We start from the raw sequence: 22,250 nt of genomic DNA on the forward strand, positions 1-22,250 counted from the left end.
GGGAGGTGGCGCCGAAGGCGTCGGAGGGGGAGGACGGCAACGTCCTCTCCACTCAAGCCGACCCCCTTTCCTCCCCCTCCGTCACGCTGCGCGTGCCACCTCCCCCTGGCGGGGGAGGATTGAGACGAGACTGGCGCTGAAGCCTCCGTCCGGAACGGAGAAAAGGGTTATTCGTCGCCCATACGCAGCGCGGCGATGAACGCTTCCTGCGGGATGCTGACATTGCCGTATTCCCGCATCCGCGCCTTACCCTTTTTCTGCTTTTCCAGCAGCTTGCGCTTACGCGTCGCGTCGCCGCCATAGCATTTGGCGGTCACGTCCTTGCGCATCGCGCTGATCGTCTCGCGCGCGATCACCTTGCCGCCGATCGCCGCCTGGATCGGGATCTTGAACAGATGGCGCGGGATCAGTTCCTTGAGCCGCTCGCACATGCCGCGCCCGCGCACCTCGGCGGTCGAGCGGTGGACGATCATGCTGAGCGCGTCGACCGGCTCTTCATTGACCAGGATGCCCATCTTGACGAGGTCGCCCTCGCGATAACCGATCTGCTCATAGTCGAAGCTGGCATAGCCCTTCGACAGCGACTTCAGGCGATCGTAGAAGTCGAACACGACTTCGTTGAGCGGCAATTCGTAGGTCACCTGCGCGCGGCCGCCGACATAGGTCAGGTTCTGCTGAATGCCGCGCCGGTCCTGGCACAGCTTCAGGATCGACCCGAGATATTCGTCGGGGACGTAGATCACGGCCTGGATCCACGGCTCGCTGATCGTCGCGATCTTGTTGGGATCGGGCATGTCGGCCGGGTTGTGCAGCTCCAGATGCCCGCCGCCATGGGTCAGCTCGATCTGGTACACCACCGACGGCGCGGTGGTGATGAGGTCGAGGTCATATTCGCGGCTCAACCGCTCCTGAATGATCTCGAGATGCAGCAGGCCGAGGAAGCCGCAGCGGAAGCCGAAGCCGAGCGCCGCGCTGGTTTCCATCTCGAAGCTGAACGACGCGTCGTTGAGGCGGAGCTTGGAGATGCTCTCGCGCAGCTTTTCGAAGTCCGCCGCATCGGTCGGGAACAGGCCGCAGAACACGACCGGCTGGACTTCCTTGAACCCCGGCAGCGGCTCGGCCGCGGGCTTCTTGGCGTCGGTCAGCGTGTCGCCGACGCGCGCCTGCGCCACTTCCTTGATCTGTGCGGTGATGAAGCCGATTTCGCCCGGGCCAAGGTCGGCAAGCTGTTCGATCTTGGGCCGGAAACAGCCGACACGGTCCACCAGATGGGTGGTGCCCGACTGCATGAACTTGACCTGCTGGCCCTTTTTGAGCGTGCCGTCGATCACGCGGACGAGGATGACCACGCCGAGATACGGGTCGTACCAGCTGTCGACCAGCATCGCCTTGAGCGGCGCATTGGCATCGCCCTTGGGCGCCGGGATGCGTTCGCACACCGCGTTCAGGATTTCCTCGATCCCGATCCCGGCCTTGGCGCTGGCCAGCACCGCGTTCGATGCGTCGAGGCCGATAATCTCCTCGATCTCGTTCTTGACCTTGTCCGGCTCGGCGCTGGGCAGGTCGATCTTGTTGATCACCGGCACGATCTCATGGTCGTGCTCGATCGACTGATAGACGTTGGCGAGGGTCTGCGCCTCGACCCCCTGCGCCGCGTCGACGACCAGCAGCGCGCCCTCGCACGCCGCCAGCGACCGGCTCACCTCATAGGCGAAGTCGACATGGCCCGGCGTGTCCATCAGGTTGAGGACATAATCCTTGCCGTCCGGCCCCTTCCAGTCGAGGCGCACGGTCTGCGCCTTGATCGTGATGCCGCGTTCCTTCTCGATATCCATGTTATCGAGCACCTGTTCGGACATCTCACGTTCGGTGAGACCGCCGGTGCGCTGGATGAGGCGATCGGCCAGCGTCGACTTGCCGTGGTCGATATGCGCGATGATCGAGAAATTGCGGATGCGGGAAATGTCGGTTGCCATGATCCCGCGCGCCTAGCAGGGGTCGCGCCCTTGCGGAAGATGCCCTGTGGGGCCAGTGTGCGGCGATGCGGTTCCTGCTCCTAGCCCTTCCCTGCTGCGCTGCCCTTCCGGCGGCGGCAGCTGACGTGCCGGTTCATGTCGTCCGGCATTTCGACACGCCGGCGGGGGAGAAGGACCCCGACCTGTTGCCGCAGGGCGTGGCGCGGGCCGAAGCGCTGGCGCGCTGGTTCCGGGGCAAGCGGCTGTGCGCGATCCTGGTGACGCAGTACAAGCGCACGCGCCGGACCGCGGCGGCGACCGCCGCCGGGCGCGGCATCGCCATCCGCACCTATGACGCGGCCGATATCGCCGGCGTGGTGGCGCAGGCGCGCGCATCGGCCTGTCCCGTGCTGATCGTCGGGCACAGCAATACCGTGCCGGACATTGTCGAACGACTGGGCGGTGCGCGGCCAGCGCCCTTGTCGCACCCCGATTTCGGCGACCTGTGGACCATCGCGGGCGGGACCAGCGACACGGTGCGCATCGCCCCCTGACCGCGACGGCGCGCGGCGCGGCCGCGACCGGAATTTCGGTGCGTCGGCGCGGCCGATGCGATATGCGTTGCAGTGGGACGCCTGGGGCGCCCGTGTCAGATTGTGTCAGTGGAAGGGGAGCCGCGTGACCGATTATCGCCGACGCGGCCTGCGGGGCCAATGCCCCAGGAACGGGAGGAAGAATTCGATGCGTCTTGTCCGCAATGTGATCGCCGCAACCGCGCTGCTTTCGATGGCTGCCGGCCCGATCGCCGCATCCGCGCAGACCGCGACCAGTTCGTCGGGGAAAACCTATCGCGACGGAACCACCAAGGGCGCATCGTCGGGGCGCCGGGACCAGGAGCGCGGCCAGCGCGAAATCCCGCGCTGCACCAAGAATCTCGGCACCGTCGCGATTGTCGAGCCGGACAATCAGTGGTGGCGCGAGCTGAACCTGGGCAGCCCGGAGGCGATCCTGAAGGTGTTCGTCCAGCAATCGGGCTGCTTCACCATCGTCAATCGCGGCCGCGCGATGCAGAGCCGCGCGATGGAGCGCGCGCTGCAGGAGCAGGGTGAGATGCAGCCGGGCCAGAATGTCGGCAAGGGCCAGGTGCGGACCGCAGACTATTTCCTGCAGCCTGACATCGTCTCGTCCAACCGGGATTCGGGCGGCGGCGGCGTGGGCGGCGCGATCGGCGGCCTGCTCGGCCGGCGCGGCGGCATCCTGGGCGGCGTTGGCGCGATCGCCGGCGGGATCAGCATCAAGAAGAAGGAAGCCAGCGTCACGCTGTCGATGGTCGATGCGCGCACGACCGAGGAAAAGGCGATGACCGAGGGCTATGCCCGCAAGACCGATGTCGGCTTTGGCGGCGGCGCGGCGAGCGGCTGGTGGGGCGGCTTTGCGGCAGCGGGCGGCACCGGATATCAGAATACCGATATCGGCCAGGTGATCGTGCTCGCCTATCTCGATGCCTATACCAAGCTGGTCTATGAACTGGGCGGCCTGCCCGACGACGCCGCTGCGGCGGCCCCTCCTGCGCGCCGCTGAACCGTCCCGGATCGGCATGACGGGGCCGGTCGCGCACGCGCCGGCCCCGTTTCCACCCGCGCACATCCGAAGACTCCCTTAACGCGCGATCAACCACGTCTTTACGCGGTTCGGTATAACCCTTTGCTGCAACAGGGGCCGCACGACGCCGGATGGGCCGGCGCGATGGCACTGCGGGGATGCATGGGACCGACTGTGGCACGTTTGGCAGGGTTGAGCGGCGCTTCGGGCGCGCTGACCGCGCTCGTCGCCGGGGACGGCAGCGACAGCCACCCCTATCTTGCCCATCTGGCGCGGGCGGCCGTGCCGTTGCGCGACCTGGCTGACCTTGCCCATCAGATCTGCCTGCTCCACGCCCGCCATCCCGACCTGTTCGAGCTGGCCGCGGCACAATCGCGCCAGCCCGCTGCGGCCGAATGGCATGCCCATGCCGTTGCCGGTTTTGCGGCGGAGCGCGCCTATCTGGTGCGGCTCGTCGCGGCTGCCGGGCCGATGCCGAGCACGCCGGGACAGGCCGCGTCCGAAACCGCGATCACCGCGCAGCGCCATGCGCTCGACATGCTCGCCCGGTCGGATCGCAATGGCTGCGCCGACGGCACCGCGATCGCGCTGGCACTGGACTGGCCGGCGATCCGGGCGGTACTCGACATATTGGCGCTGCGGCTGGGGCTCGAGCCGCCACCGGGCGATCTGCCCCCGGCGTTCGAGACGGCGACGGTGATCGACGTGCTCGCAACCGCCCTTCCGGTCGAACGCGCGATGATGTTCGGGGCGCAGCAGATGCTGGCCCAGCATCGCGGCCTGATCGACCTGCTCGACGCGCGCGCGTCGGCCCGCGGGCAGGACTGACCCCACTCCCCGCTTGCGCGGCACCGGCTTTCCCCGCTAGTCCATACCCGATCTTCCAATTTGACGGGGACGGGAATGCGCTTCGAAGGCACGCAGGATTATGTCGCAACCGACGATCTGAAGGTCGCGGTCAACGCTGCAGTCACGCTGCGCCGCCCGCTGCTGGTCAAGGGCGAGCCGGGCACGGGCAAGACCGTGCTGGCCTATGAAATCGCCAAGGCGGTCGGCGCGCCGCTGATCGAATGGAACGTCAAGTCGACCACCAAGGCACATCAGGGCCTGTATGAATATGACGCGGTGGCGCGGCTGCGCGACGGCCAGCTTGGCGACCCGCGCGTGCATGAGATTTCGAACTATATCCGCAAGGGCAAGCTGTGGGAGGCGTTCACGTCGCCCCAGCTCCCGGTGCTGCTGATCGACGAGATCGACAAGGCGGATATCGAATTCCCCAACGACCTGCTCCACGAACTCGATCGCATGGAATTCCATGTCTACGAGACCGGCGAGACGGTGCGTGCCGCCGAGCGCCCGATCGTGGTGATCACGTCGAACAACGAGAAGGAACTGCCCGACGCATTCCTGCGCCGCTGCTTCTTTCATTACATCAAGTTCCCCGATCGCGGCACGATGCAGGCGATCATCGACGTGCACTTCCCCGGTATCCAGAAGATCCTGGTGAGCAAGGCGATGGATATCTTTTACGATATCCGCGAGGTCCCCGGCCTGAAGAAAAAGCCGAGCACCAGCGAGCTGCTCGACTGGCTCAAGCTGCTGCTGCACGAGGACATGCCGCTCGACGTGCTGCAGTCGCGCGACCCGAGCAAGGCGATCCCGCCGCTCCACGGGGCGCTGCTCAAGAACGAACAGGATGTGATGCTGTTCGAGCGGCTGGCATTCATGGCGCGGCGTCAGCAGGGCAAATAGGCCGGCCAGTGGCGCTGTATCGCCGCGATCCGATCCTGCCCGAATGGGAGCCGGTTCCGTTCACCCTGTGCGGGAAGGCCGCAGACCGACAGGAAGCGGGCTTTCATCGTTTCGCGCAAATGGCGATCCACTGGTCGCGGATCGACTATGCCGATTTCCCGAAGACAGGCTTGTTTGGCCATGATCGCGCCTGGTTTGCTGACCGCGACGTCAGCCATGTCGCGACATTGGGCGATGAAGCGCTGCTGCTGATTGACAATGTCTGGTTCGGCTGGCCCGATCCACCGCGCTGGGGCCTGGTATCGCGCGATCGGGACGGCACGAAATGGCAGCATTGGGGACATTTCCCCGATCTGCCCGCCTCCTGGCAGGTTCCCGAAGTACGCGAATGGGCGAGCGGCGGCTGACTACTCCCCGTACCCCGCGACATGTTCGAAGATCAGCGTCAGCGCGGCGCGGTCGGCCGCGTCGATCTCCGGGCGCCAGATTTCGAACAACAGCACGACGCGGGTGTCCTGCCCGTCATTCCACGCCTCATGCTCGATCGAATCGTCGAAGATGAGCATGCGCCCCTCTTCCCACTGCCGCGTCTCGTTGCCGACGCGGAAGCGGCAGCCGGGCGGGACGATCAGGGGCAAGTGACAGATCAGGCGGGTGTTGAGAAAGCCGGTATGCGCCGGAATGTGCATGCCCGGCTTCAGCATCGAGAACAGCGCCATCGGCGAGCGCTTCGCGATCTGCGGGATCGGGGCCAGTTCCAGCGCGGCCATCGTCTGCGGGCAGCGGTCGGCATGGTCGGCGACGCGTTCGCCCCCCTGCCACAGATAATAGGCGCCCCAGCGCGGGTCGCCGACCATCGCATTGCGCTTTGCGGGGCGGCTCGGGTCGGATTCGACATAGGGCCGGAACGCCGCTTCGTCGGCCAGGATCGTGGTCAGCTCGTCACGGATCGCGTCGGTGCGCGCCTCCAGCGCGGGCACCCAGTCGAACGCGCTGCGGTCGTAGAACTGGATCTGCGGCAGGCCGGGAAAATAGAAGCTTTGCGGCTGCTGGACGAAAATCTGCCGCTTGCCGGTCAGGATCTCCAGCGCCTCGGTCACGCGCGGGCTGCGCTGCGTTGCGGTCAGTCCGGCATCGTCCAGCCGCGCCCAGATGCTCGCCGCCTGTTCCGCCGAAAGCGCATCGAGCGCAGCCTTGGCGCGGTGCAGCATCGCGTTGAGCGCGGGCGACAGCTGAGGCAGCTGCGCCGCGGTCTGGAGCGCGGTTGCGTAAAACGCCGTCGCCGCCTTGCTGTCACCCAGTTCGCGGCGGCAATCGGCCTTGAAGATCAGCGCCGCGACATGGCGCGGATCGATTGCCAGCACCCGATCGACCGCCGGTTCGGCCGACACCCAGTCGCCAAGCAGGACATGCGCCTGCACCACCAGCAGATGCGGCGCGTCGCTGCGCCCCGCCAGCGGTTCCAGCGCGGCGAGCGCGGCACGCCCGTCGCCGCGGCGCAACGCCTCTGCTGCCTGTCCGTGAAGCTGCGCCGCCTGCTGCGTCGTGACCGTCATCGCGCCACTATAGTCGGCCGATCCGATGCGGCAATCGGCCCGCTGTCGCGCCGCCCCACCCTGTCACACGCGGGTAACGCCGCGGGCCGATAGCGGGCGCGGCGGATGCGCTGGTGCGGCGCGCCTCCCTGTGCGGTGGTCGAGCGGGAGGAAACAGCGATGATGAAGCGGTTCGGTGTGGTGGCGCTGGCCATGTTTGCGCTGGCGGGGTGCGACGGCACATCGCTGCGCGCGGTGCATATCGTCGGCTCGTCGACGGTGTTGCCGTTCACCAAGGCGGTGGCCGCGGCGTTCGTTGCCGCCGACGACAATCGCCGCACGCCGACGATCGAATCGACCGGGACCGGCGGCGGCATGGTCCGTTTCTGCGAAGGCGTTGGCGCCAAATATCCCGACCTGATCGAGGCATCGCGCCGCATGCGCGCGCGCGAATTCGACATCTGCCAGGCCAATGGCGTCAAGGATATCATCGAGGTGCCGATCGGTCTGGACGGCATCGCGCTGGCCGAACCGCTGGAGGGTCCGAAGCTGGCCCTGACGCGCAAGGACATCTACCTCGCGCTCGCCGCCAACCCGATGGGCAAGCCGAACAGCGCGAAAACGTGGAAAGACGTCAACCCGGCGCTGCCCGCCAGCCCGATCACCGTGCTGGGCCCGCCCGCGACGAGCGGGACGCGCGACGCCTTTGTCGAGCTGATCCTCGAGCCCGGGTGCCTCGCGGCGATGCCGGCGGCGCAGGAATTGCGGATGAACCCCGACCCGGCACTGTACGCGGCGGCGTGCAAAACGCTGCGCAGCGATGGTGCCTATGTCGAAAAGGGCGAGGATGACGAGGTGATCGTCGCCGGCCTGGCCGAGAACCGCGCAGCGATCGGCGTGCTCGGCTTCTCCTATCTCGACCGCAACCGTTCGCGCCTGCGCGGGGTATCGATCGACGGCGTCGCCCCGACCGCGCAGGACATCGCCAAGGGCAGCTATGCCGGCGGGCGCACCCTGTACCTCTATGTCAAGAAGCGCCACCTCGACGCGATGCCCGAGCTTCGCGCGTTTCTCGACCTTTATGCCAGCATGTGGGGGCCAGGCGGCCCGCTGACCGAGCGGGGGCTGATCGCCGCCCCCGACAAGGTCCGCCAGCGCGCCGCCGCGACGATCGCCAACGGCTATACGATCGACCGCAACGCGCTGCCGTGAGGGGCGCGGTCGCCGGCTCAGCCGTCGACCCGCACCACCAGCTTGCCGATCGCGCCACGGTCGGCGAGCTTGGCGATGGCCTTGCCGCCGTCCTCGAACGCGAACACCTCGCTGACGTGCGGGTTGATCTTGCCCGCTTCCCACAGGCGGAACAGGTGGTCGACATGCGCGGCGTTCGCCTTGGGATCGCGCGCGGCAAAGGCGCCCCAGAACACGCCGCACACGTCGCAGCTCTTGAGCAGGGTCAGGTTGAGCGCGAGTTTCGGGATGCCGGCGGGGAACCCGACGACAAGGTAGCGCCCTTCCCATGCGATCGAGCGGAGCGCGGGTTCGGCATAGTCGCCGCCGACGGGATCGTAGATCACGTTCGCGCCATCCGGCCCGACCGCCGCCTTGAACTGTTCCGCCAGCGCCTTTGACGCGTCCTTGTCGAACGGGGCGCGGCCATAGATGACCGTGTCGTCCGCGCCGGCCGCCTTGGCCGCCGCCGCCTTCTCCGCGCTCGAGACCGCCGCAACGACGCGCGCGCCGAATGCCTTGCCCAGTTCGATCGCCGACAGGCCGATGCCGCCCGCAGCGCCGAGGATCAGCAGCGTGTCGCCGGCCTTCAGATGCCCGCGATCGCGCAGCGCATGGATGCTGGTGCCATAGGTCATCAGCAGCGCGGCGCCCTGTTCGAAGCTCTTGCTGTCGGGCAACGGGTAGAGGCGGCGATGATCGACCGCGACCTTTTCGGCGAGGCCGTTCCAGCCGGTCGACCCGAGCACGCGGTCGCCGGGCTTGAAGGCGGTGACGCCCTCCCCCACCGATTCGACGACGCCGGCGATCTCGCCGCCCGGCGCAAACGGGCGCGGCGGTTTGAACTGGTATTTGTCCTCGATGATGATCACATCGGGGAAGTTGATCGCACAGGCCTTGACCGCGACCACCACCTCACCGGGTTTCGCCACCGGATCGGGCAGCTCACCCATGGTTAGAGTTTCAGGTCCGCCCACTTCCTTCGACAACAACGCCCGCATCACCGCTCTCCCTCTTGAGCCACGGCCGCGCGTCGGCGACCATCGACTCATATTTCGAAATTGCGGTATCTCTTGCCAGTGTCAGCCCGACCTCGTCCAGCCCCTGCATCAGGCAATCGCGACGGAACGGGTCCATCTCGAAGCTGAAGCGGTCCTGGAAGGGGGTGGTAACGGTCATGGTTTCGAGGTCGATGGTGACCGGATCGGTTTTGGCGACGTCGATCAGCCGGTCGATCGCCTCCTGCGGCAGCACGACGGCAACGATGCCGTTCTTGAACGCGTTGCCCGAGAAGATGTCCGAATAGCTTGGCGCGATCACCGCAGTGATGCCCATGTCCTTGAGCGCCCAGGCGGCATGCTCGCGGCTCGACCCGCATCCGAAATTGTCGCCCGCGATCAGGATCGGCGAACCGGCATAGGCGGGATCGTCAAAGATGTTGCCCGGCTGCGCGCGCACCGTTTCGAACGCGCCCTTGCCGAGCCCTTCGCGGCTGATCGTCTTGAGCCAGTGGGCGGGGATGATGATGTCGGTGTCGATATTCTTGGCGCCCCACGGATAGGCGCGCCCTTCGACCTTGCGGACGGGGTCCATGGTTCAGCTCCGGCTCGGTTGAGTGCGCGCAACAACACCGGCCGCGCTGCTGCGCCGCCCGGTTGCAGGCCCGATCGATGCGATGACGGCGTGCGGCGCGCTCAGCGCACCGGGGCAGCTGCCTGTGCGCTGGCCCGCGCCTCGCCGACGGTGAAGGTCGCCGTGGCGTAGACCGCCGCCGCGCCGCTCAGGATGGTGCCAGCGACCAAAGCCACCAATACGCGCTTCATCGGTCATTCCCCCGCCTGGGCCCCCATCAGGTCCCGTACGTCCGTCAGTCGCCCGGTTACCGCCGCTGCCGCCGCCATTGCGGGTGAAACAAGGTGCGTCCGGGCGCCCGGACCCTGGCGTCCTACGAAATTTCTGTTGGAAGTGGAAGCACATCGTTCCCCCGACGGCACCTTGTCGGGGTTCATTGCGAGACACATCGAACAGCCCGGTTCGCGCCATTCGAACCCGGCGCTGGTGAAGATGCGGTCCAGTCCCTCGGCCTCGGCCTGGCGTTTGACCAGCCCCGAACCGGGGACGATCAGCGCCTGCCGCACGCTGTCGGCGACCTTGCGCCCGTTCACGACCGCGGCGGCGGCGCGCAGATCCTCGATCCGGCTGTTGGTGCAGCTGCCGATGAAGATATGCTCGACCGCAATGTCCTGCATCCGCGTGCCCGGCGTCAGGCCCATATAGTCGAGCGATTTCTGCGCGGCGACGCGCTTCGACGGATCGGCAAAGCTGTCGGGATCGGGCACCACGCCGGTGATCGGCACGACATCCTCGGGGCTGGTGCCCCAGGTGAGCGAGGGGGCGATGTCGCTGCCCTGCAGCGTCACCACGCGGTCGTACACGGCGCCCGGATCGCTCGGCAGGCTGCGCCACCAGGCCAGCGCCTGCTCCCATTGTGCGCCCGTGGGCGCCATCGGCCGACCCTTGAGGTAGGCGAAGGTCGTTTCGTCCGGCGCGATCAGGCCGGAGCGCGCGCCGCCCTCGATCGACATGTTGCTGATCGTCAGCCGCCCCTCGACCGACAGGCCGCGGATCACATCGCCGGTATATTCGACGACATAGCCGGTGCCGCCCGCCGCCCCGGTCTTGCCGATGATCGCGAGGATTACGTCCTTGGCGCTGACGCCATAGCCGAGCGTGCCGTCGACGCGGATTTCCATCGTCTTCGACTGGCTGAGCAGCAGCGTCTGCGTCGCCAGCACATGCTCGACCTCGCTCGTCCCGATGCCGAAGGCGAGCGCGCCGAGCGCACCGTGCGCCGACGTATGGCTGTCGCCGCAAACCAACGTCGTGCCCGGCAGGGTAAAGCCCTGTTCCGGCCCGACGACATGGACGATGCCCTGTTCAGGCGCGGTCGCACCGAAATAGTCGATGCCGAATTCGGCGACATTGCGTTCGAGTGCGGCAAGCTGCTGCGCGCTTTCGGGATCGGCGATCGGCAGCCGGTTGCCCGCCGCATCGACCCGCGCGGTGGTCGGCAGATTGTGGTCGGGCACGGCGAGCGTCAGGTCCGGGCGGCGCACGCGGCGACCGGCGGCGCGCAGCCCCTCGAACGCCTGCGGGCTGGTCACCTCATGAACGAGGTGGCGGTCGATATAGATGAGACAGGTGCCGTCGTCGCGCCGTTCGACGACGTGCGCGGCCCAGATCTTCTCGTAAAGCGTGAGCGGTTTGCTGGCCATAATGCCGCCCCCTTACGCCTTTGTTGCGCGGGAGCAAGGCTTTGCGACATTTTGTGAGGCAAAGTGGCGCTTCAATGCCCCACCACGCCGAGCGACGCGAATGGCTTGTCATGTTCGCCATATTTCTCGACCAAGCTCGCGCTGGCTTCGTTGAGGCCGATCACGTCGACCGCCTTGCCCTCACCGCGCAGCCGCAGGACGATCTTGTCGAGCACCCCGGTCGCCGAAATGTCCCAGAAATGTGCCTGGGTCAGGTCGATCGTCACCGCCGTCACACCGTCTTCGCGGAACATGATCGACTCCATGATCCGGTCGGTCGAGGCGAAGAAGATCTGGCCGCCGATGGCGTAGCTGCGCGTCGTCCCGTCGGCGCTGAGCGCGGTCTCGATCGTGACCAGCTGACGCACCTTGCCCGCGAAGAAGATGCCCGACAGCAGCACGCCCGCGAGCACGCCCATCGACAGATCATGCGTCCACACGACGATGATGACGGTGGCCAGCATCACCACGCTCGACTGCCACGGATGGACGCGCAGATCGGCGAAGGACTGCCAGCGGAAGGTGCTGACCGACACGAACACCATCACCGCGACCAGCGCCGGCATCGGGATCTGTGCCACCCACGGCCCCAGCACGACGATCAGGATCAGCAGCAGGATGCCCGCGGCAAAGGTCGACAGGCGACGCCGCCCGCCCGACTTCACGTTGATCACCGACTGGCCGATCATCGCACAGCCGCCCATGCCGCCGATCATGCCGGTGAAAAAGTTGGCGATGCCCTGCCCCAGCGTCTCGCGACGCTTGTCCGAGCGGGTTTCGGTCATGTCGTCGACGATCTGCGCGGTCAGCAACGATTCGAGCAGGCCGACCGCCGCCATTGCCAGCGAGAAGGGGGCGATGATGCGCAAGGTTTCCCAGGTCAGCGGCACCTGCGGCCAGTGGAACATCGGCAGCGCGTCGGGCAGCTTGCCCATCTCGCCCACCGTGTTGACGTCGATGCCCATGCCGATCGTCACTGCGGCGAGCAGCACGATCGCCACCAGCGGCGACGGCACTGCGCGGGTGATGCGCGGGAGCAGGTAAATGATCGCGAGGCCCGCCGCGACCATCGCATAAGTCTCCCAGCCCACGCCGGTCAGCTGCGGCAGCTGTGCCATGAAGATCAGGATCGCGAGCGCGTTGACGAAGCCGGTGATGACCGAGCGGGACACGAAGCGCATCAGCAGGTCGAGCCGCAGCAGCGCGGCAATGCCCTGGAACACGCCCATCAGGATCGTCGCGGCGAAGAGATATTCGACGCCATGGTCGCGCACCAGCGGCCCGACCAGCACCGCCACCGCCGCCGTCGCCGCCGAGATCATCCCCGGCCGCCCGCCGGAGATTGCGATGATCACCGCGATCGAGAAGCTCGCATAAAGGCCGACGCTGGGGTCCACACCGGCGATCAACGCGAAGCCGATCGCCTCCGGGATCAGTGCCAGCGCGACGACGAGGCCCGACACGATCTCCCGCCCCGGATTGGTCAGCCAGTCGCGGCGGACATTGGAGGCAAAGGACATGTGGACATCGGCCATCGCGCGGCCTCCTCGGTTCAGCAGGGTCGGAATGTGCTGCGATGCAGCGTGAGGCCGCCGCTTAGCGGACGCTGACGCGTGGCTCAACCCAGACCGGGTACTTGCAACTGCGGAGATGTGTAGCTTGCGTCATGGACGAACGGGAGCGCGTCGCCGGTGCGCAACGCATCCAGCACCTGCGCGAAGTCAGTGTCGAAAGCGAAGCCCAACTCGCGCTGGATCCGCCCGCTGTCATAGACCCGCCCGATCCGCGTTGGCAGCTCCCAGCCGCGCGCGGCATAGAGCGCGGGGGCATCGGGGAAATGCCGCGCGATCACGGCGGCTGCGTCTCGCTTCAGCTCCGCTGCCTCTTCGCGTGCGAAGGGCGTCGGCGCGGACACGATATAGGTGCCGAACCCGATTTCCGGTGCCCTGGCGAGCGCCGCGACATGCGCCCGCGCGGCGTCCTCCACGGTCAGGCGGCGGTGGAGCAGCTCGTTCGCCTTCAGATTCGCGCCCGGCGGATGGCTGAGCGTGTCGTCGTCCTCGGGAAAGAAGCGCCCGGTGCGCAGGATGATGCAGTTCAGTCTATGTTCGGCATGAAACAGGCGGCACAGCTGCTCCGCCGCATATTTGGTGACGCCGTAGATGTTGCGCGGTTCGATCGGGCCGCTGTCCTCGTCGAGCCACACCGCCGAATCCCCCGCCTCGTCGCGGATCGCCTGGCTGATCATCAGCGAGGTGGTGGAAGTGAAGACGAACCGATCATGCCCAGCGGCGACCGCCGCTTCCAGCAGGTTCAGCGTGCCGGTGACGTTGACGTCAACGAATGCCTGTTTGGGATAGCGCGCAATGTCGGGCTTGTGCAGTGCGCTGCCATGGATCACCGCCTCGATCCCGCGCTCGGTAAAGACGCGGTCGATTGCCGCGCGATCGGCGACGCTGGCGATCACATCGGTATCGGCGCCCGGCGCGACGTCGAAGCCGGTGACCCTATGCCCTTGGGCGCGCAACATTGGCGCGAGGAATCGGCCCAGCCAGCCGGACGACCCGGTGAGCAGGACGCGCATCAGCGTGCGCTCCCACGCCATAATCCCGCCGCCGTGAAGCCGCCGAACAACGCCCCCTCCGCCGCGCTCGTGACCATCCGGCTGCGCAGGCCGAAGCCGGTTTCGTCGAGCAGCACGCCGATCCGGCCGAGGTCCAGCCGTGCGCCGTCCATGGTCTGGGTCAGCACGTCGATGCTCCCGGCAAGCAGGCGCCCGCCGAGCAACGCGATGATCAGGCCGGCTGCCCCACCGAGGATCATTCCGGCCAATCCCGCGTGACGTTTGGTGCTGCCCGCGCGTCGGGCCGCGATCCAATAGGCGAGCCCCACCGCGCCGCCCAGCGCCAGTCCCTCGGGCGCGCCGGTAATCCCGTCGGGCGCGCGGCCGAGCAGCAGCGCGAAGGCGTCGATGCCGAGCAGCTTGGCCACCGCGCCCACGATCAGCCCGGCGAGCGCGCCGCCGAGAATTGCCAGCGACGACCGGGTGCCGCCGCGCTGCACCGCTGCCGCGACCCCGAACGCGACCGCTCCGCCGCCGATCGCCGCGACAGCGATGGTGATGCATGCCAGCACCAGCACGAACGACAGCGCGCCGCTCTGTGCCGGCACCGCCAGCGTTGCGCCGAGCATGCCATAGGCCAGCCCGCCGACGACCCCCGCGGCAACGGCCCCCGCCGTTCCGCTGGCACCCATCTGCCACAGCGGCGACGGCGTCGGCATGTGAGCGATCGGCGGCAAAGATGGGACAGGGGCAATCGCAGCCCCTGCCCCCTCGACCGCGCCGACGAACCGGTATCCGAATTTGGGAACGGTCGCGATGAAGCGCGGGTCGCCCGCTTCGTCGCCCAACGTACGGCGCAGCGTGCGGATGCACTGGGTCAGCGCCTCGTCGGTCACCGGAATGCCGCGCCACACCGCGTCCATGAACCGGTCCTTGGTCACCAGCTGACCGCGCGCGTGCACCAGCAGGATCAGCGCGTCGAGATAGCGGGCGTTGAGCGCGATCGCCGTCCCGTCGCGGCGCAGCTGGCGCTCGGCCGTGTCGAGCTCGAAGTCTTCGAAGCGGTAGATCATCGGGTCCATGGCGAATTCAGCGAAGCCTCAGATCTTGCTCATGCCGCTCACCCCCGCTGCGCGGCATGGATCGGGCGCAGCATTCATGGAGGCAAGCAAATGGTTGAACAAGCGAAGACTGGCAGCGTGTGGCGCAATCCGTGGCGGTTGATCGGGTGGGGCGGGATTGCCGTGCTGATGCTGACCCCGGCGGTAGCGATGCAGTTCACCGATGAGGTCAACTGGACGGTCGGCGATTTCATCTTCGCCTTTCTGATGCTCGGCAGCGTCGGGCTGGCGGTCGAGCTGACGGTGCGCGCCAATCCGGCCTGGTCGTATCGCGCGGGGGTGGGGATCATGCTCGCCGTGAGTTTCCTGACCGTGTGGATCAACCTGGCGGTCGGGATCGTCGGCAACGAGGACAATCCGGTCAACGCGCTGTTCTTTCTTGCGCCCCTTGCCGCCGTCGCGGGGTCAGTGCTGGGCGGGTTCCGCGCTGGCGGCATGGTCATCGCCACGATCCTTGCCGCGATGGTCCAGATCGCGGTGATGCTCTACATCTGGGTGGCCGGTGCGGGGTTTCCGATCGGGGTCACGGTGTTCTTCAGCACGCTGTGGCTGGTCGCGGCGGGCCTGTTTCGTCAGGCGGCGCGGCGATGACAAGAAATCCTCCCCCGCCAGGGGGAGGTGTCAGCGCAGCTGACGGAGGGGGAGGAAGCACGACGGTCGATAGGGCACAGCCGTCCTCCCCCTCCGTCGCCTTCGGCGCCACCTCCCCCTGGCGGGGGAGGATTAAGGGATCAAACCGTCGCCAGCGCGACCTCATACTGTGCCGTCGTCTTCGCCGCGACCTCTTCCTCGGTCACGCCGGGCGCCAGTTCGATCAGGCGGAAGGGCGAGTCATGATCGACGCGCTGGAACACCGCCAGGTCGGTGATGATCATGTCGACGACATTCTTGCCGGTCAGCGGCAGCGTGCATTCGGGGATGAACTTGGGGCTGCCGTCCTTGGCATTATGCTCCATCACCACGATGATCTTCTTGACCCCGGCGACCAGGTCCATCGCGCCGCCCATGCCCTTGATCATCTTGCCCGGGATCATCCAGTTGGCGATGTCGCCGGTCTGGCTGATCTCCATCGCGCCGAGCACGGTGAGGTCGATATGCCCGCCGCGGATCATCGCGAAGCTGTCGGCGCTGCTGAAATAGACCGATTGCGGCAGTTCGCTGATCGTCTGCTTGCCGGCGTTGATCAGGTCGGGGTCCTCCTCACCCTCGAACGGGAACGGGCCGATGCCGAGCATGCCGTTTTCCGACTGCAGCGTGACCTCGACCCCCTCGGGGATATGGTTGGCGACCAGCGTCGGAATACCGATGCCGAGATTCACGTAGAACCCGTCCTGCAGTTCCTTTGCGGCGCGCGCGGCCATTTCGTCGCGGGTCCAGCCCTTGCTCTCTTGGGGCATATCTTACTCCTTGGGCGATTCGGTTGTCGGGGCGGCGGTGCTGCGCACCGGGTTGGGCAGCAGGAACCAGCCTGCGCCCCAGAGCGGAGCGACCATCGTTTCGGTGGCGGCGGCGGCACGGCGCGTGCCGTCGCCCTGGTCGAGCGCGTCGCTGAAATCGCCGAGCGCGTCGCCGACGATCGCCACGACACAATAGCTCGACGCCAGCGTCTGGCGTACCTGATCGGCCGATACGGGCGGGTTGCCGCCGCGCAGCAGCAAGGTCTTGCCCGGCTCCATCCGCCCAAAGCCGAGCCGGTCGAGCACGGCGACAACGCCGGCGGCATCGCGCGGCCAGCGCCCGCTGACGAACAGCGCCTGGACGCCCTCGCGCCGCAGTGCATCGACCCCTTCGACGGCCCCGGGGACGGCGACGAGCGCGTCGCTGCCATCGCCGATCCAGCGGCGCCAGCGTGCATCGGGGTCGCCCCCCTCCGCCTGTTCATCCAGGTCGAACAGGATCGCCAGCGGCTTGGCTTCGCACGGCACATAGCGCGGCGCCTCAAGGCTCGCGCCGGCGGCCAGCACGACCGAGCGCGCGCCCTCGCCAGCCGCGCGCGCGGCGACCTGTCGTTCGACATAGGCCCAGAGCGATTGATAGGCCTGGAGCGAGCGCGCAGCCGATTCGGCCGATCCGCTCAGGTCACGCGCGGCCGCGACCGAAGCCGACAAGCGCTGCGCCAGCGCGCGTGCTTCGGGTGTGGCGAGCGTGTCTGCCGCCGCCGCCTCGCTCGCCGGTGCGGCTGCGGGCGTCGGCGCAGCAGCCGGGACTTGTGCAGGCGCGGGTTCCGCCGCGCCGCCGCCCAGCAGCTGCCGCCCTGCAATCGATCCGCCCGCGACGATCGGGATCGCCGCCGCGACGCATCCGCCGCACAGCAGCCCCGCCGCGCCAAGCGTCAGCAGGGCGCGCAGCCGGATCACGCCGCGTCGCTGTCCGCGCGCTGGCGGACGGTGCGGAACTCGATCTTCTTGTCATAGGGCGCGCCGACGATCATGCGCTTCACATAGATGCCCGGCAGGTGGATCTGGTCGGGATCCAGCGCCCCGACCGGAACGATTTCCTCGACCTCGGCCACGCAGATATTGGCGGCGGTGGCCATCGGCTGGTTGAAGTTGCGCGCGGTCTTGCGGAAGATCAGGTTCCCGGCCTCGTCCGCTTTCCACCCCTTGATGATCGACAGGTCGGCGCGAATGCCGCGCTCCAGGATATATTCCTGCCCGTCGAACACCTTGACCTCCTTGCCCTCGGCCACCTTGGTGCCGACGCCGGTCTTGGTGTAAAAGCCCGGGATGCCCGCGCCGCCGGCGCGACACCGCTCGGCCAGCGTGCCCTGCGGGCAGAATTCCACTTCCAGTTCGCCCGCCAGATACTGCCGCTCGAACTCCTTGTTCTCGCCGACATAGGACGAGATCATCTTGCGCACCTGGCGGCTGCGCAGCAGCTTGCCCAGCCCCTCGCCGTCGATGCCGGCATTGTTGCTGGCGATGGTCAGGTCCTTGACCCCCGATGCCTGGATCGCGTCGATCAGCCGCTCGGGAATGCCGCACAGGCCAAAGCCGCCCGCGCAGATCGTCATGCCGTCCTGCAACAGTCCGTCCAGTGCAGCCTCGGCGTTCGGATAGAGCTTCTTCATCGCCGCGATTCTCTCCATTGCCATGTGATGCGGGCGATAGTCGCGCGGGCGGATCGCGGTCAAGCAAACCTGAACCAACTTTCAACTTTGGCAACGTGCAGTGTGTTACCTCAATGCAACAGTTTCAACCCAATCTGCGCAAATTGCGGCGCGCGTTGGTTGATGTTCAGCTTGCCACCGCTACATCGCCACCCGTCTGCCGTTCGCAGGCGCAATAATGATAAGAGGGATGTAACATGCGTATTCTTTCCGTGGCGCTTCTCGCCGCAGCCACCTGTGCGACCCCCGCATTCGCCCAGGACAGCACCAGCTTCACCGGTCCGCACGCGTCGGTCTTTGCCGGCATGGAACAGGTCAACACCGACGGTCCGGACGAGACCGGCGTGATCTACGGCATCGCTGCCGGCTATGACTATGACCTTGGCAAGGCCGTGGTCGGCGTCGAGGTCGAAGCCGCCGAAAGCAACACCGATTATTGCGAGACCGCCGTTCTGGTCTCGTCCGACTCGCTCTGCACCTCGGCTGGCCGTGACCTGTATGTCGGCGCCCGCGCCGGCGTGAAGATCGGCGACAGCTCGCTCGCCTATATCAAGGGTGGCTATGCCAATGGCCGCCTCAACGTCGACTATACCGGTGGCGCAGCAGCTCCGGCCGGCGCCGACTATTCCGACAATGTCGACCTTGACGGCTTCCGCATCGGCGCGGGCGCCGAGCACAAGCTCGCATCGGGCGTGCTCGTGAAGGTCGAGTATCGCTACTCGGAATATGAGCAGGAAGTCAGCCGCCATCAGGGCCTGATCGGCGTCGGTTTCCGCTTCTGATCGAATCCGGCCCGACCGGCCGGATCAGGAAGGGGCCGCGCGACCCGGGTCGCGCGGCCCCTTTGCTTTGCGGCAAATGCGCGCCGCACTGCGGCAAATACAAGGTCGCCCGCGTTGAAGCGTTAACCACTCCTGCTTATGGTCGGTCGCGTTCCGGGGGCGGGATCACGACGCGATGCTTGAATTTTCGGTTTTCCTCTACGGCCTTTTGTCCGGCTTCGTCCTCATTTCGGCGGAGCAGAACCGGCGCCTCGACCGTCCGAATCCGGCGATGGTCAGTGCAGTCGGCTGGGGCCTGTTCGCGATGTCGGCGACCCTTGCCGTTCTGTGCCTCGCGGTTGCGCTTGCCGCCGCACTGGGCGCCCCGCTGCCCGCGCAGCTGAGCGCGCTCGCCGCTGGCTGACAAAAAAACGGGGCGACCGGATGGCCGCCCCGCAAGGGCTTGGGAAAGATAGTCAGGTCAGGTCAGCGCTCAGCGCACCGAACCGCGACGCACCAGGTTGACGATCCCGAGCAGCACCACCGCGCCCAGGAACGAGATCAGCAGCGACGTTACGCTGAACGAACCGTCGGTGATCGACGCGCCGCCGATCAGCGGGGTGATGATCAGACCGGCGAGCAGCGCGCCCACGATGCCGACGACGATGTTGAGGAAAATGCCCTGCTGGGCATCCGTACGCATCACGATGCTTGCCAGCCAGCCGAGCACGCCACCAACAACCAGCAGTACAATGAGATTGATCATCCGAGGTCTCCCTTAATCCTTCTCGGCGTGGCCGAGTTGAGGGATATACGGCTGAAACCGCCGGACGTTCCGCGTCCGACAGAATTTGATTCGTGCCAGGAGCGCCGCATGCCGATCTATGCCGTTGACGGGCTGACACCCCGGATCGATCCCGACGCGTGGGTCGCGCCCAGCGCGGACGTGATCGGCGATGCGCAGCTCGCGGCGGGCGCCAGCCTGTGGTTCGGCGCGGTCATCCGGGCGGACAATACGCCGATCATCGTGGGCGCGCGCAGCAATGTGCAGGAGGGCGCGATGCTCCATTCCGACCCCGGCGCGCCGCTGACCATCGGGGAGGATTGCACGATCGGCCATCATGCGATCCTGCACGGCTGCACGCTGGGCAATCGCGTGCTGGTCGGCATGGGCGCGATCATCCTCAACCGGGCGGTGATCGGCGACGATTGCCTGATCGGTGCCGGCGCGCTGGTGACCGAGGGCAAGGAATTCCCCCCGGGCAGCCTGATCGTCGGCAGCCCCGCCCGCGCGATCCGCGAGGTCGACGCAACGACCCGCGCCGGCCTGCTCTATTCGGCGCAGAATTATGCCGAGCGCCAGCGGCGGTTTCGTGCCGGGCTGCGGCGGGTGGACTAACGCTCGTCCACGCTTTCCAAACATGCCGTCACCCCCGCGAAAGCGGGGGCCCATCTCCTGCGTGATTGGCATATTTCACCGGCGCAGCGCGCGGGCCGTCCGGGAGATGGGCCCCCGCCTTCGCGGGGGTGACGGTGTAGCTAGTGCCAAGGCCGACTCCAGCACCTCCGTTTGAAGATCCTGGCGGCGTTCGAACCACCGGTACGGCCAGCCTTGCCGTTTACGTAAAGCATCTGGACAGGCAGGTCAGTTCGTCTATGAAACGGGTATGGCCCTGCCCGCTCTCTTCGATCGCCTGCGCCTGCCCGTCATCGGGTCGCCGCTCTTCATCGTCTCCGGTCCCGAACTGGTCATTGCCCAGTGCAAGGCGGGTATCGTCGGCTCGTTCCCCGCGCTCAACGCGCGGCCGCAGAGCCAGCTCGACGAATGGCTGCACCAGATTACCGAGGAACTGGCCGCGTGGAACCGCGACAACCCGGATCGCCCAGCGGCGCCCTATGCGGTCAATCAGATCGTCCACCGCTCGAACGACCGGCTTGAGGCCGACCTTGCCACCTGCGCCAAGTGGCAGGTGCCGATCGTCATCACCTCGCTCGGTGCGCAGGAGCAGCTCAATCAGGCAGTGCACAGCTGGGGCGGCATCGCGCTGCACGACGTGATCAACGACCGCTTCGCGCACAAGGCGATCGAGAAGGGCGCGGACGGCCTGATCCTCGTCTGCACCGGCGCGGGCGGCCATGCCGGACAGCTCAGCCCGTTCGCGTTCGTGCAGGAAACCCGCGCCTGGTTCGACGGCCCGATCGCGCTGTCGGGATCGATCGCCAATGGTGGCGCGATCCTCGCGGCGCAGGCGATGGGCGCGGACCTCGCCTATATCGGATCGCCCTTCATCGCGACGGCGGAGGCGAATGCCGAGGCGGATTACAAGGCTGGCATCGTTGCCGGTGGCGCGTCCGATATTGTCTATACAAATCTGTTCACCGGCGTGCACGGCAACTACCTGCGCCAGTCGATCGAGGCGGCGGGGCTGGACCCCGACAATCTGCCCGAGAGCGATCCGAGCAAGATGAATTTCGGTTCGGGCGGGAATTCCAAGGCAAAGGCGTGGCGCGACATCTGGGGGTCGGGCCAAGGCATCGGCGCGGTGCGCGAGGTTCAGCCGGTGGCGGCGTTCGTCGACCGGCTGGATAGCGAGTATCGCGCGGCGAAGGCGCGGATTGCGGCGCTGTCGAACGGCGGTTGGACAGCCTGACCTGACCCATCGTCGCCCCGGGCTTGACCCAGGGCGGGGCTGCCTTGTTTCGGCGAATTAGGAAGAAGAAGCCCTGTCCCGGGTCAAGCCCGGGACGACGAAAATGAGGTTAGCGGGTAACGCTCAAGCCGCCAGACGGCGCGCCTTTTCCAACTTCTTCATCAGCATCTGGCGCTTGAGGCGCGAGAGGTGGTCGAGGAACACGATCCCCTCAAGATGATCCATCTCGTGCTGGATGCAGGTCGCGAGCAGGCCGGTGAACACCTCGTCATGCGGCTCGCCCTGCTCGTCCAGCCACTTGACGCGGCAGGTGGCGGGGCGATCGACATCGGCGAACTGGTCGGGGACCGACAGGCAGCCCTCGGTATAGGTGCTCATCTCCGCAGCGGGGTCGAGGATTTCGGGGTTGATGAAGACGCGCGGCGCCTTGATCGGCTTGCCCTCCTCGTCTTCCTCCTCCTGCAAGTCCATCACGATCACGCGCTTGGGCACGCCGACCTGGATCGCGGCGAGGCCGATGCCGGGCGCATCGTACATCGTGTCGAACATGTCGGCGATCAGCGCGCGCAGTTCGTCGTCGACCCTCTCGACGGGGGTGGAGACGGTCTTGAGACGCGGATCGGGTACTTCGACAATCGGGAGAATAGCCATCGCGCC

General features: G+C 66.9%; 25 protein-coding genes. 11 read left to right on the forward strand and 14 right to left on the reverse strand.

Annotation, left to right across the window (positions count from 1 at the left end):
• Positions 1-167: 167 nt before the first annotated feature.
• Entirely contained in the window at positions 168-1,976 is a 1,809-nt protein-coding gene (gene lepA, locus J2Y54_RS03915) for a translation elongation factor 4 (RefSeq protein WP_310037082.1), read from the reverse strand.
• A 65-nt stretch (positions 1,977-2,041) separates the two neighbouring features.
• On the opposite strand from lepA, the gene J2Y54_RS03920 reads away from it, so the two are divergent.
• The 5 genes from J2Y54_RS03920 to J2Y54_RS03940 all read left to right on the forward strand — a co-directional run bounded on the left by J2Y54_RS03920 (position 2,042) and on the right by J2Y54_RS03940 (position 5,716).
• The gene (locus tag J2Y54_RS03920) at positions 2,042-2,509 is read left to right on the forward strand and encodes a histidine phosphatase family protein (RefSeq protein ID WP_310037084.1); all 468 of its coding nucleotides are present in this window, start codon (positions 2,042-2,044) and stop codon (positions 2,507-2,509) included.
• Between the two features lie 187 nt (positions 2,510-2,696).
• Entirely contained in the window at positions 2,697-3,536 is an 840-nt protein-coding gene (locus J2Y54_RS03925) for a CsgG/HfaB family protein (protein ID WP_310037086.1), read from the forward strand.
• 195 nt (positions 3,537-3,731) lie between these two features.
• Positions 3,732-4,385, forward strand: a complete 654-nt coding sequence (locus tag J2Y54_RS03930; RefSeq protein WP_310037088.1) for a DUF6975 family protein — start codon at positions 3,732-3,734, stop codon at positions 4,383-4,385.
• Between the two features lie 75 nt (positions 4,386-4,460).
• Positions 4,461-5,309 carry a MoxR family ATPase gene (locus tag J2Y54_RS03935; protein ID WP_310037090.1) on the forward strand — a complete coding sequence of 283 codons (849 nt, stop codon included), beginning with the start codon at positions 4,461-4,463 and terminating at the stop codon, positions 5,307-5,309.
• An 8-nt stretch (positions 5,310-5,317) separates the two neighbouring features.
• Positions 5,318-5,716: a hypothetical protein gene (locus tag J2Y54_RS03940; protein ID WP_310037092.1), complete on the forward strand. Its 399-nt coding sequence runs from the start codon at positions 5,318-5,320 to the stop codon at positions 5,714-5,716.
• On the opposite strand, the gene J2Y54_RS03945 is transcribed toward J2Y54_RS03940, so the two are convergent.
• Complete coding sequence (locus tag J2Y54_RS03945; RefSeq protein ID WP_310037094.1) at positions 5,717-6,865, reverse strand: aspartyl/asparaginyl beta-hydroxylase domain-containing protein; 1,149 nt, start codon at positions 6,863-6,865, stop codon at positions 5,717-5,719.
• Positions 6,866-7,024: 159 nt separating this feature from the next.
• Between J2Y54_RS03945 and J2Y54_RS03950 the strand changes: the two genes are divergently transcribed.
• Entirely contained in the window at positions 7,025-8,056 is a 1,032-nt protein-coding gene (locus tag J2Y54_RS03950) for a substrate-binding domain-containing protein (RefSeq protein ID WP_310037096.1), read from the forward strand.
• 17 nt (positions 8,057-8,073) lie between these two features.
• Here J2Y54_RS03950 and J2Y54_RS03955 read toward each other — a convergent pair whose 3' ends face one another.
• The 7 genes from J2Y54_RS03955 to J2Y54_RS03985 form a co-directional block, all read right to left on the reverse strand.
• Positions 8,074-9,075, reverse strand: a complete 1,002-nt coding sequence (locus tag J2Y54_RS03955; RefSeq protein ID WP_310037098.1) for an NADPH:quinone oxidoreductase family protein — start codon at positions 9,073-9,075, stop codon at positions 8,074-8,076.
• Complete coding sequence (gene leuD / locus J2Y54_RS03960) at positions 9,038-9,667, reverse strand: 3-isopropylmalate dehydratase small subunit (RefSeq protein WP_310037099.1); 630 nt, start codon at positions 9,665-9,667, stop codon at positions 9,038-9,040. The genes J2Y54_RS03955 and leuD overlap by 38 nt, the downstream gene beginning before the upstream one ends.
• Positions 9,668-9,768: 101 nt before the next feature.
• Positions 9,769-9,897, reverse strand: coding sequence for a hypothetical protein (locus J2Y54_RS03965; protein WP_310037102.1), 129 nt, complete (start codon positions 9,895-9,897; stop codon positions 9,769-9,771).
• Positions 9,898-9,900: 3 nt separating this feature from the next.
• Positions 9,901-11,349: a 3-isopropylmalate dehydratase large subunit gene (leuC, locus tag J2Y54_RS03970; RefSeq protein ID WP_310037105.1), complete on the reverse strand. Its 1,449-nt coding sequence runs from the start codon at positions 11,347-11,349 to the stop codon at positions 9,901-9,903.
• A 71-nt stretch (positions 11,350-11,420) separates the two neighbouring features.
• Positions 11,421-12,908 carry a SulP family inorganic anion transporter gene (locus J2Y54_RS03975; protein WP_310038448.1) on the reverse strand — a complete coding sequence of 496 codons (1,488 nt, stop codon included), beginning with the start codon at positions 12,906-12,908 and terminating at the stop codon, positions 11,421-11,423.
• 98 nt (positions 12,909-13,006) lie between these two features.
• Positions 13,007-13,972 (reverse strand): NAD(P)-dependent oxidoreductase, encoded by a 966-nt coding sequence (locus J2Y54_RS03980; RefSeq protein WP_310037108.1) that lies wholly within the window; start codon positions 13,970-13,972, stop codon positions 13,007-13,009.
• A complete protein-coding gene (locus J2Y54_RS03985) occupies positions 13,972-15,033 on the reverse strand; it encodes a transcriptional regulator (protein ID WP_310037113.1) in 1,062 nt (353 codons plus the stop codon). Before J2Y54_RS03985 ends, J2Y54_RS03980 begins: the two co-directional genes overlap by 1 nt.
• 90 nt (positions 15,034-15,123) lie before the next feature.
• On the opposite strand from J2Y54_RS03985, the gene J2Y54_RS03990 reads away from it, so the two are divergent.
• Positions 15,124-15,663, forward strand: a complete 540-nt coding sequence (locus J2Y54_RS03990) for a hypothetical protein (RefSeq protein WP_310037115.1) — start codon at positions 15,124-15,126, stop codon at positions 15,661-15,663.
• A gap of 140 nt (positions 15,664-15,803) precedes the next feature.
• On the opposite strand, the gene J2Y54_RS03995 is transcribed toward J2Y54_RS03990, so the two are convergent.
• From J2Y54_RS03995 to J2Y54_RS04005, 3 genes are read right to left on the reverse strand one after another with little or no spacing between them, the layout of a single operon-like run.
• Positions 15,804-16,469 (reverse strand): CoA transferase subunit B, encoded by a 666-nt coding sequence (locus J2Y54_RS03995; protein ID WP_310037117.1) that lies wholly within the window; start codon positions 16,467-16,469, stop codon positions 15,804-15,806.
• 3 nt (positions 16,470-16,472) lie between these two features.
• On the reverse strand, positions 16,473-17,429 hold the full coding sequence (locus J2Y54_RS04000; protein ID WP_310037119.1) for an HAD family acid phosphatase: 957 nt from the start codon (positions 17,427-17,429) through the stop codon (positions 16,473-16,475).
• Positions 17,426-18,142: a CoA transferase subunit A gene (locus tag J2Y54_RS04005; protein ID WP_310038451.1), complete on the reverse strand. Its 717-nt coding sequence runs from the start codon at positions 18,140-18,142 to the stop codon at positions 17,426-17,428. Before J2Y54_RS04005 ends, J2Y54_RS04000 begins: the two co-directional genes overlap by 4 nt.
• 236 nt (positions 18,143-18,378) lie before the next feature.
• Between J2Y54_RS04005 and J2Y54_RS04010 the strand changes: the two genes are divergently transcribed.
• Both J2Y54_RS04010 and J2Y54_RS04015 read left to right on the forward strand, forming a co-directional pair.
• Entirely contained in the window at positions 18,379-18,963 is a 585-nt protein-coding gene (locus J2Y54_RS04010) for a porin family protein (protein WP_310037121.1), read from the forward strand.
• A gap of 175 nt (positions 18,964-19,138) precedes the next feature.
• Entirely contained in the window at positions 19,139-19,366 is a 228-nt protein-coding gene (locus tag J2Y54_RS04015) for a hypothetical protein (RefSeq protein ID WP_310037122.1), read from the forward strand.
• Positions 19,367-19,435: 69 nt separating this feature from the next.
• Here J2Y54_RS04015 and J2Y54_RS04020 read toward each other — a convergent pair whose 3' ends face one another.
• The gene (locus J2Y54_RS04020) at positions 19,436-19,708 is read right to left on the reverse strand and encodes a GlsB/YeaQ/YmgE family stress response membrane protein (RefSeq protein ID WP_405052871.1); all 273 of its coding nucleotides are present in this window, start codon (positions 19,706-19,708) and stop codon (positions 19,436-19,438) included.
• 108 nt (positions 19,709-19,816) lie between these two features.
• Between J2Y54_RS04020 and J2Y54_RS04025 the strand changes: the two genes are divergently transcribed.
• The gene (locus tag J2Y54_RS04025; protein ID WP_310037124.1) at positions 19,817-20,341 is read left to right on the forward strand and encodes a gamma carbonic anhydrase family protein; all 525 of its coding nucleotides are present in this window, start codon (positions 19,817-19,819) and stop codon (positions 20,339-20,341) included.
• 268 nt (positions 20,342-20,609) lie between these two features.
• Entirely contained in the window at positions 20,610-21,593 is a 984-nt protein-coding gene (locus J2Y54_RS04030; RefSeq protein ID WP_310037128.1) for a nitronate monooxygenase family protein, read from the forward strand.
• 123 nt (positions 21,594-21,716) lie between these two features.
• Here the strand turns inward: J2Y54_RS04030 and def are convergent, their stop codons facing one another.
• On the reverse strand, positions 21,717-22,244 hold the full coding sequence (gene def, locus J2Y54_RS04035; RefSeq protein ID WP_310037130.1) for a peptide deformylase: 528 nt from the start codon (positions 22,242-22,244) through the stop codon (positions 21,717-21,719).
• Between the last annotated feature and the right edge of the window lie 6 nt (positions 22,245-22,250).

The sequence above is a fragment of the Sphingomonas sp. BE123 genome (assembly GCF_031456015.1).
Lineage (GTDB): Bacteria > Pseudomonadota > Alphaproteobacteria > Sphingomonadales > Sphingomonadaceae > Sphingomonas.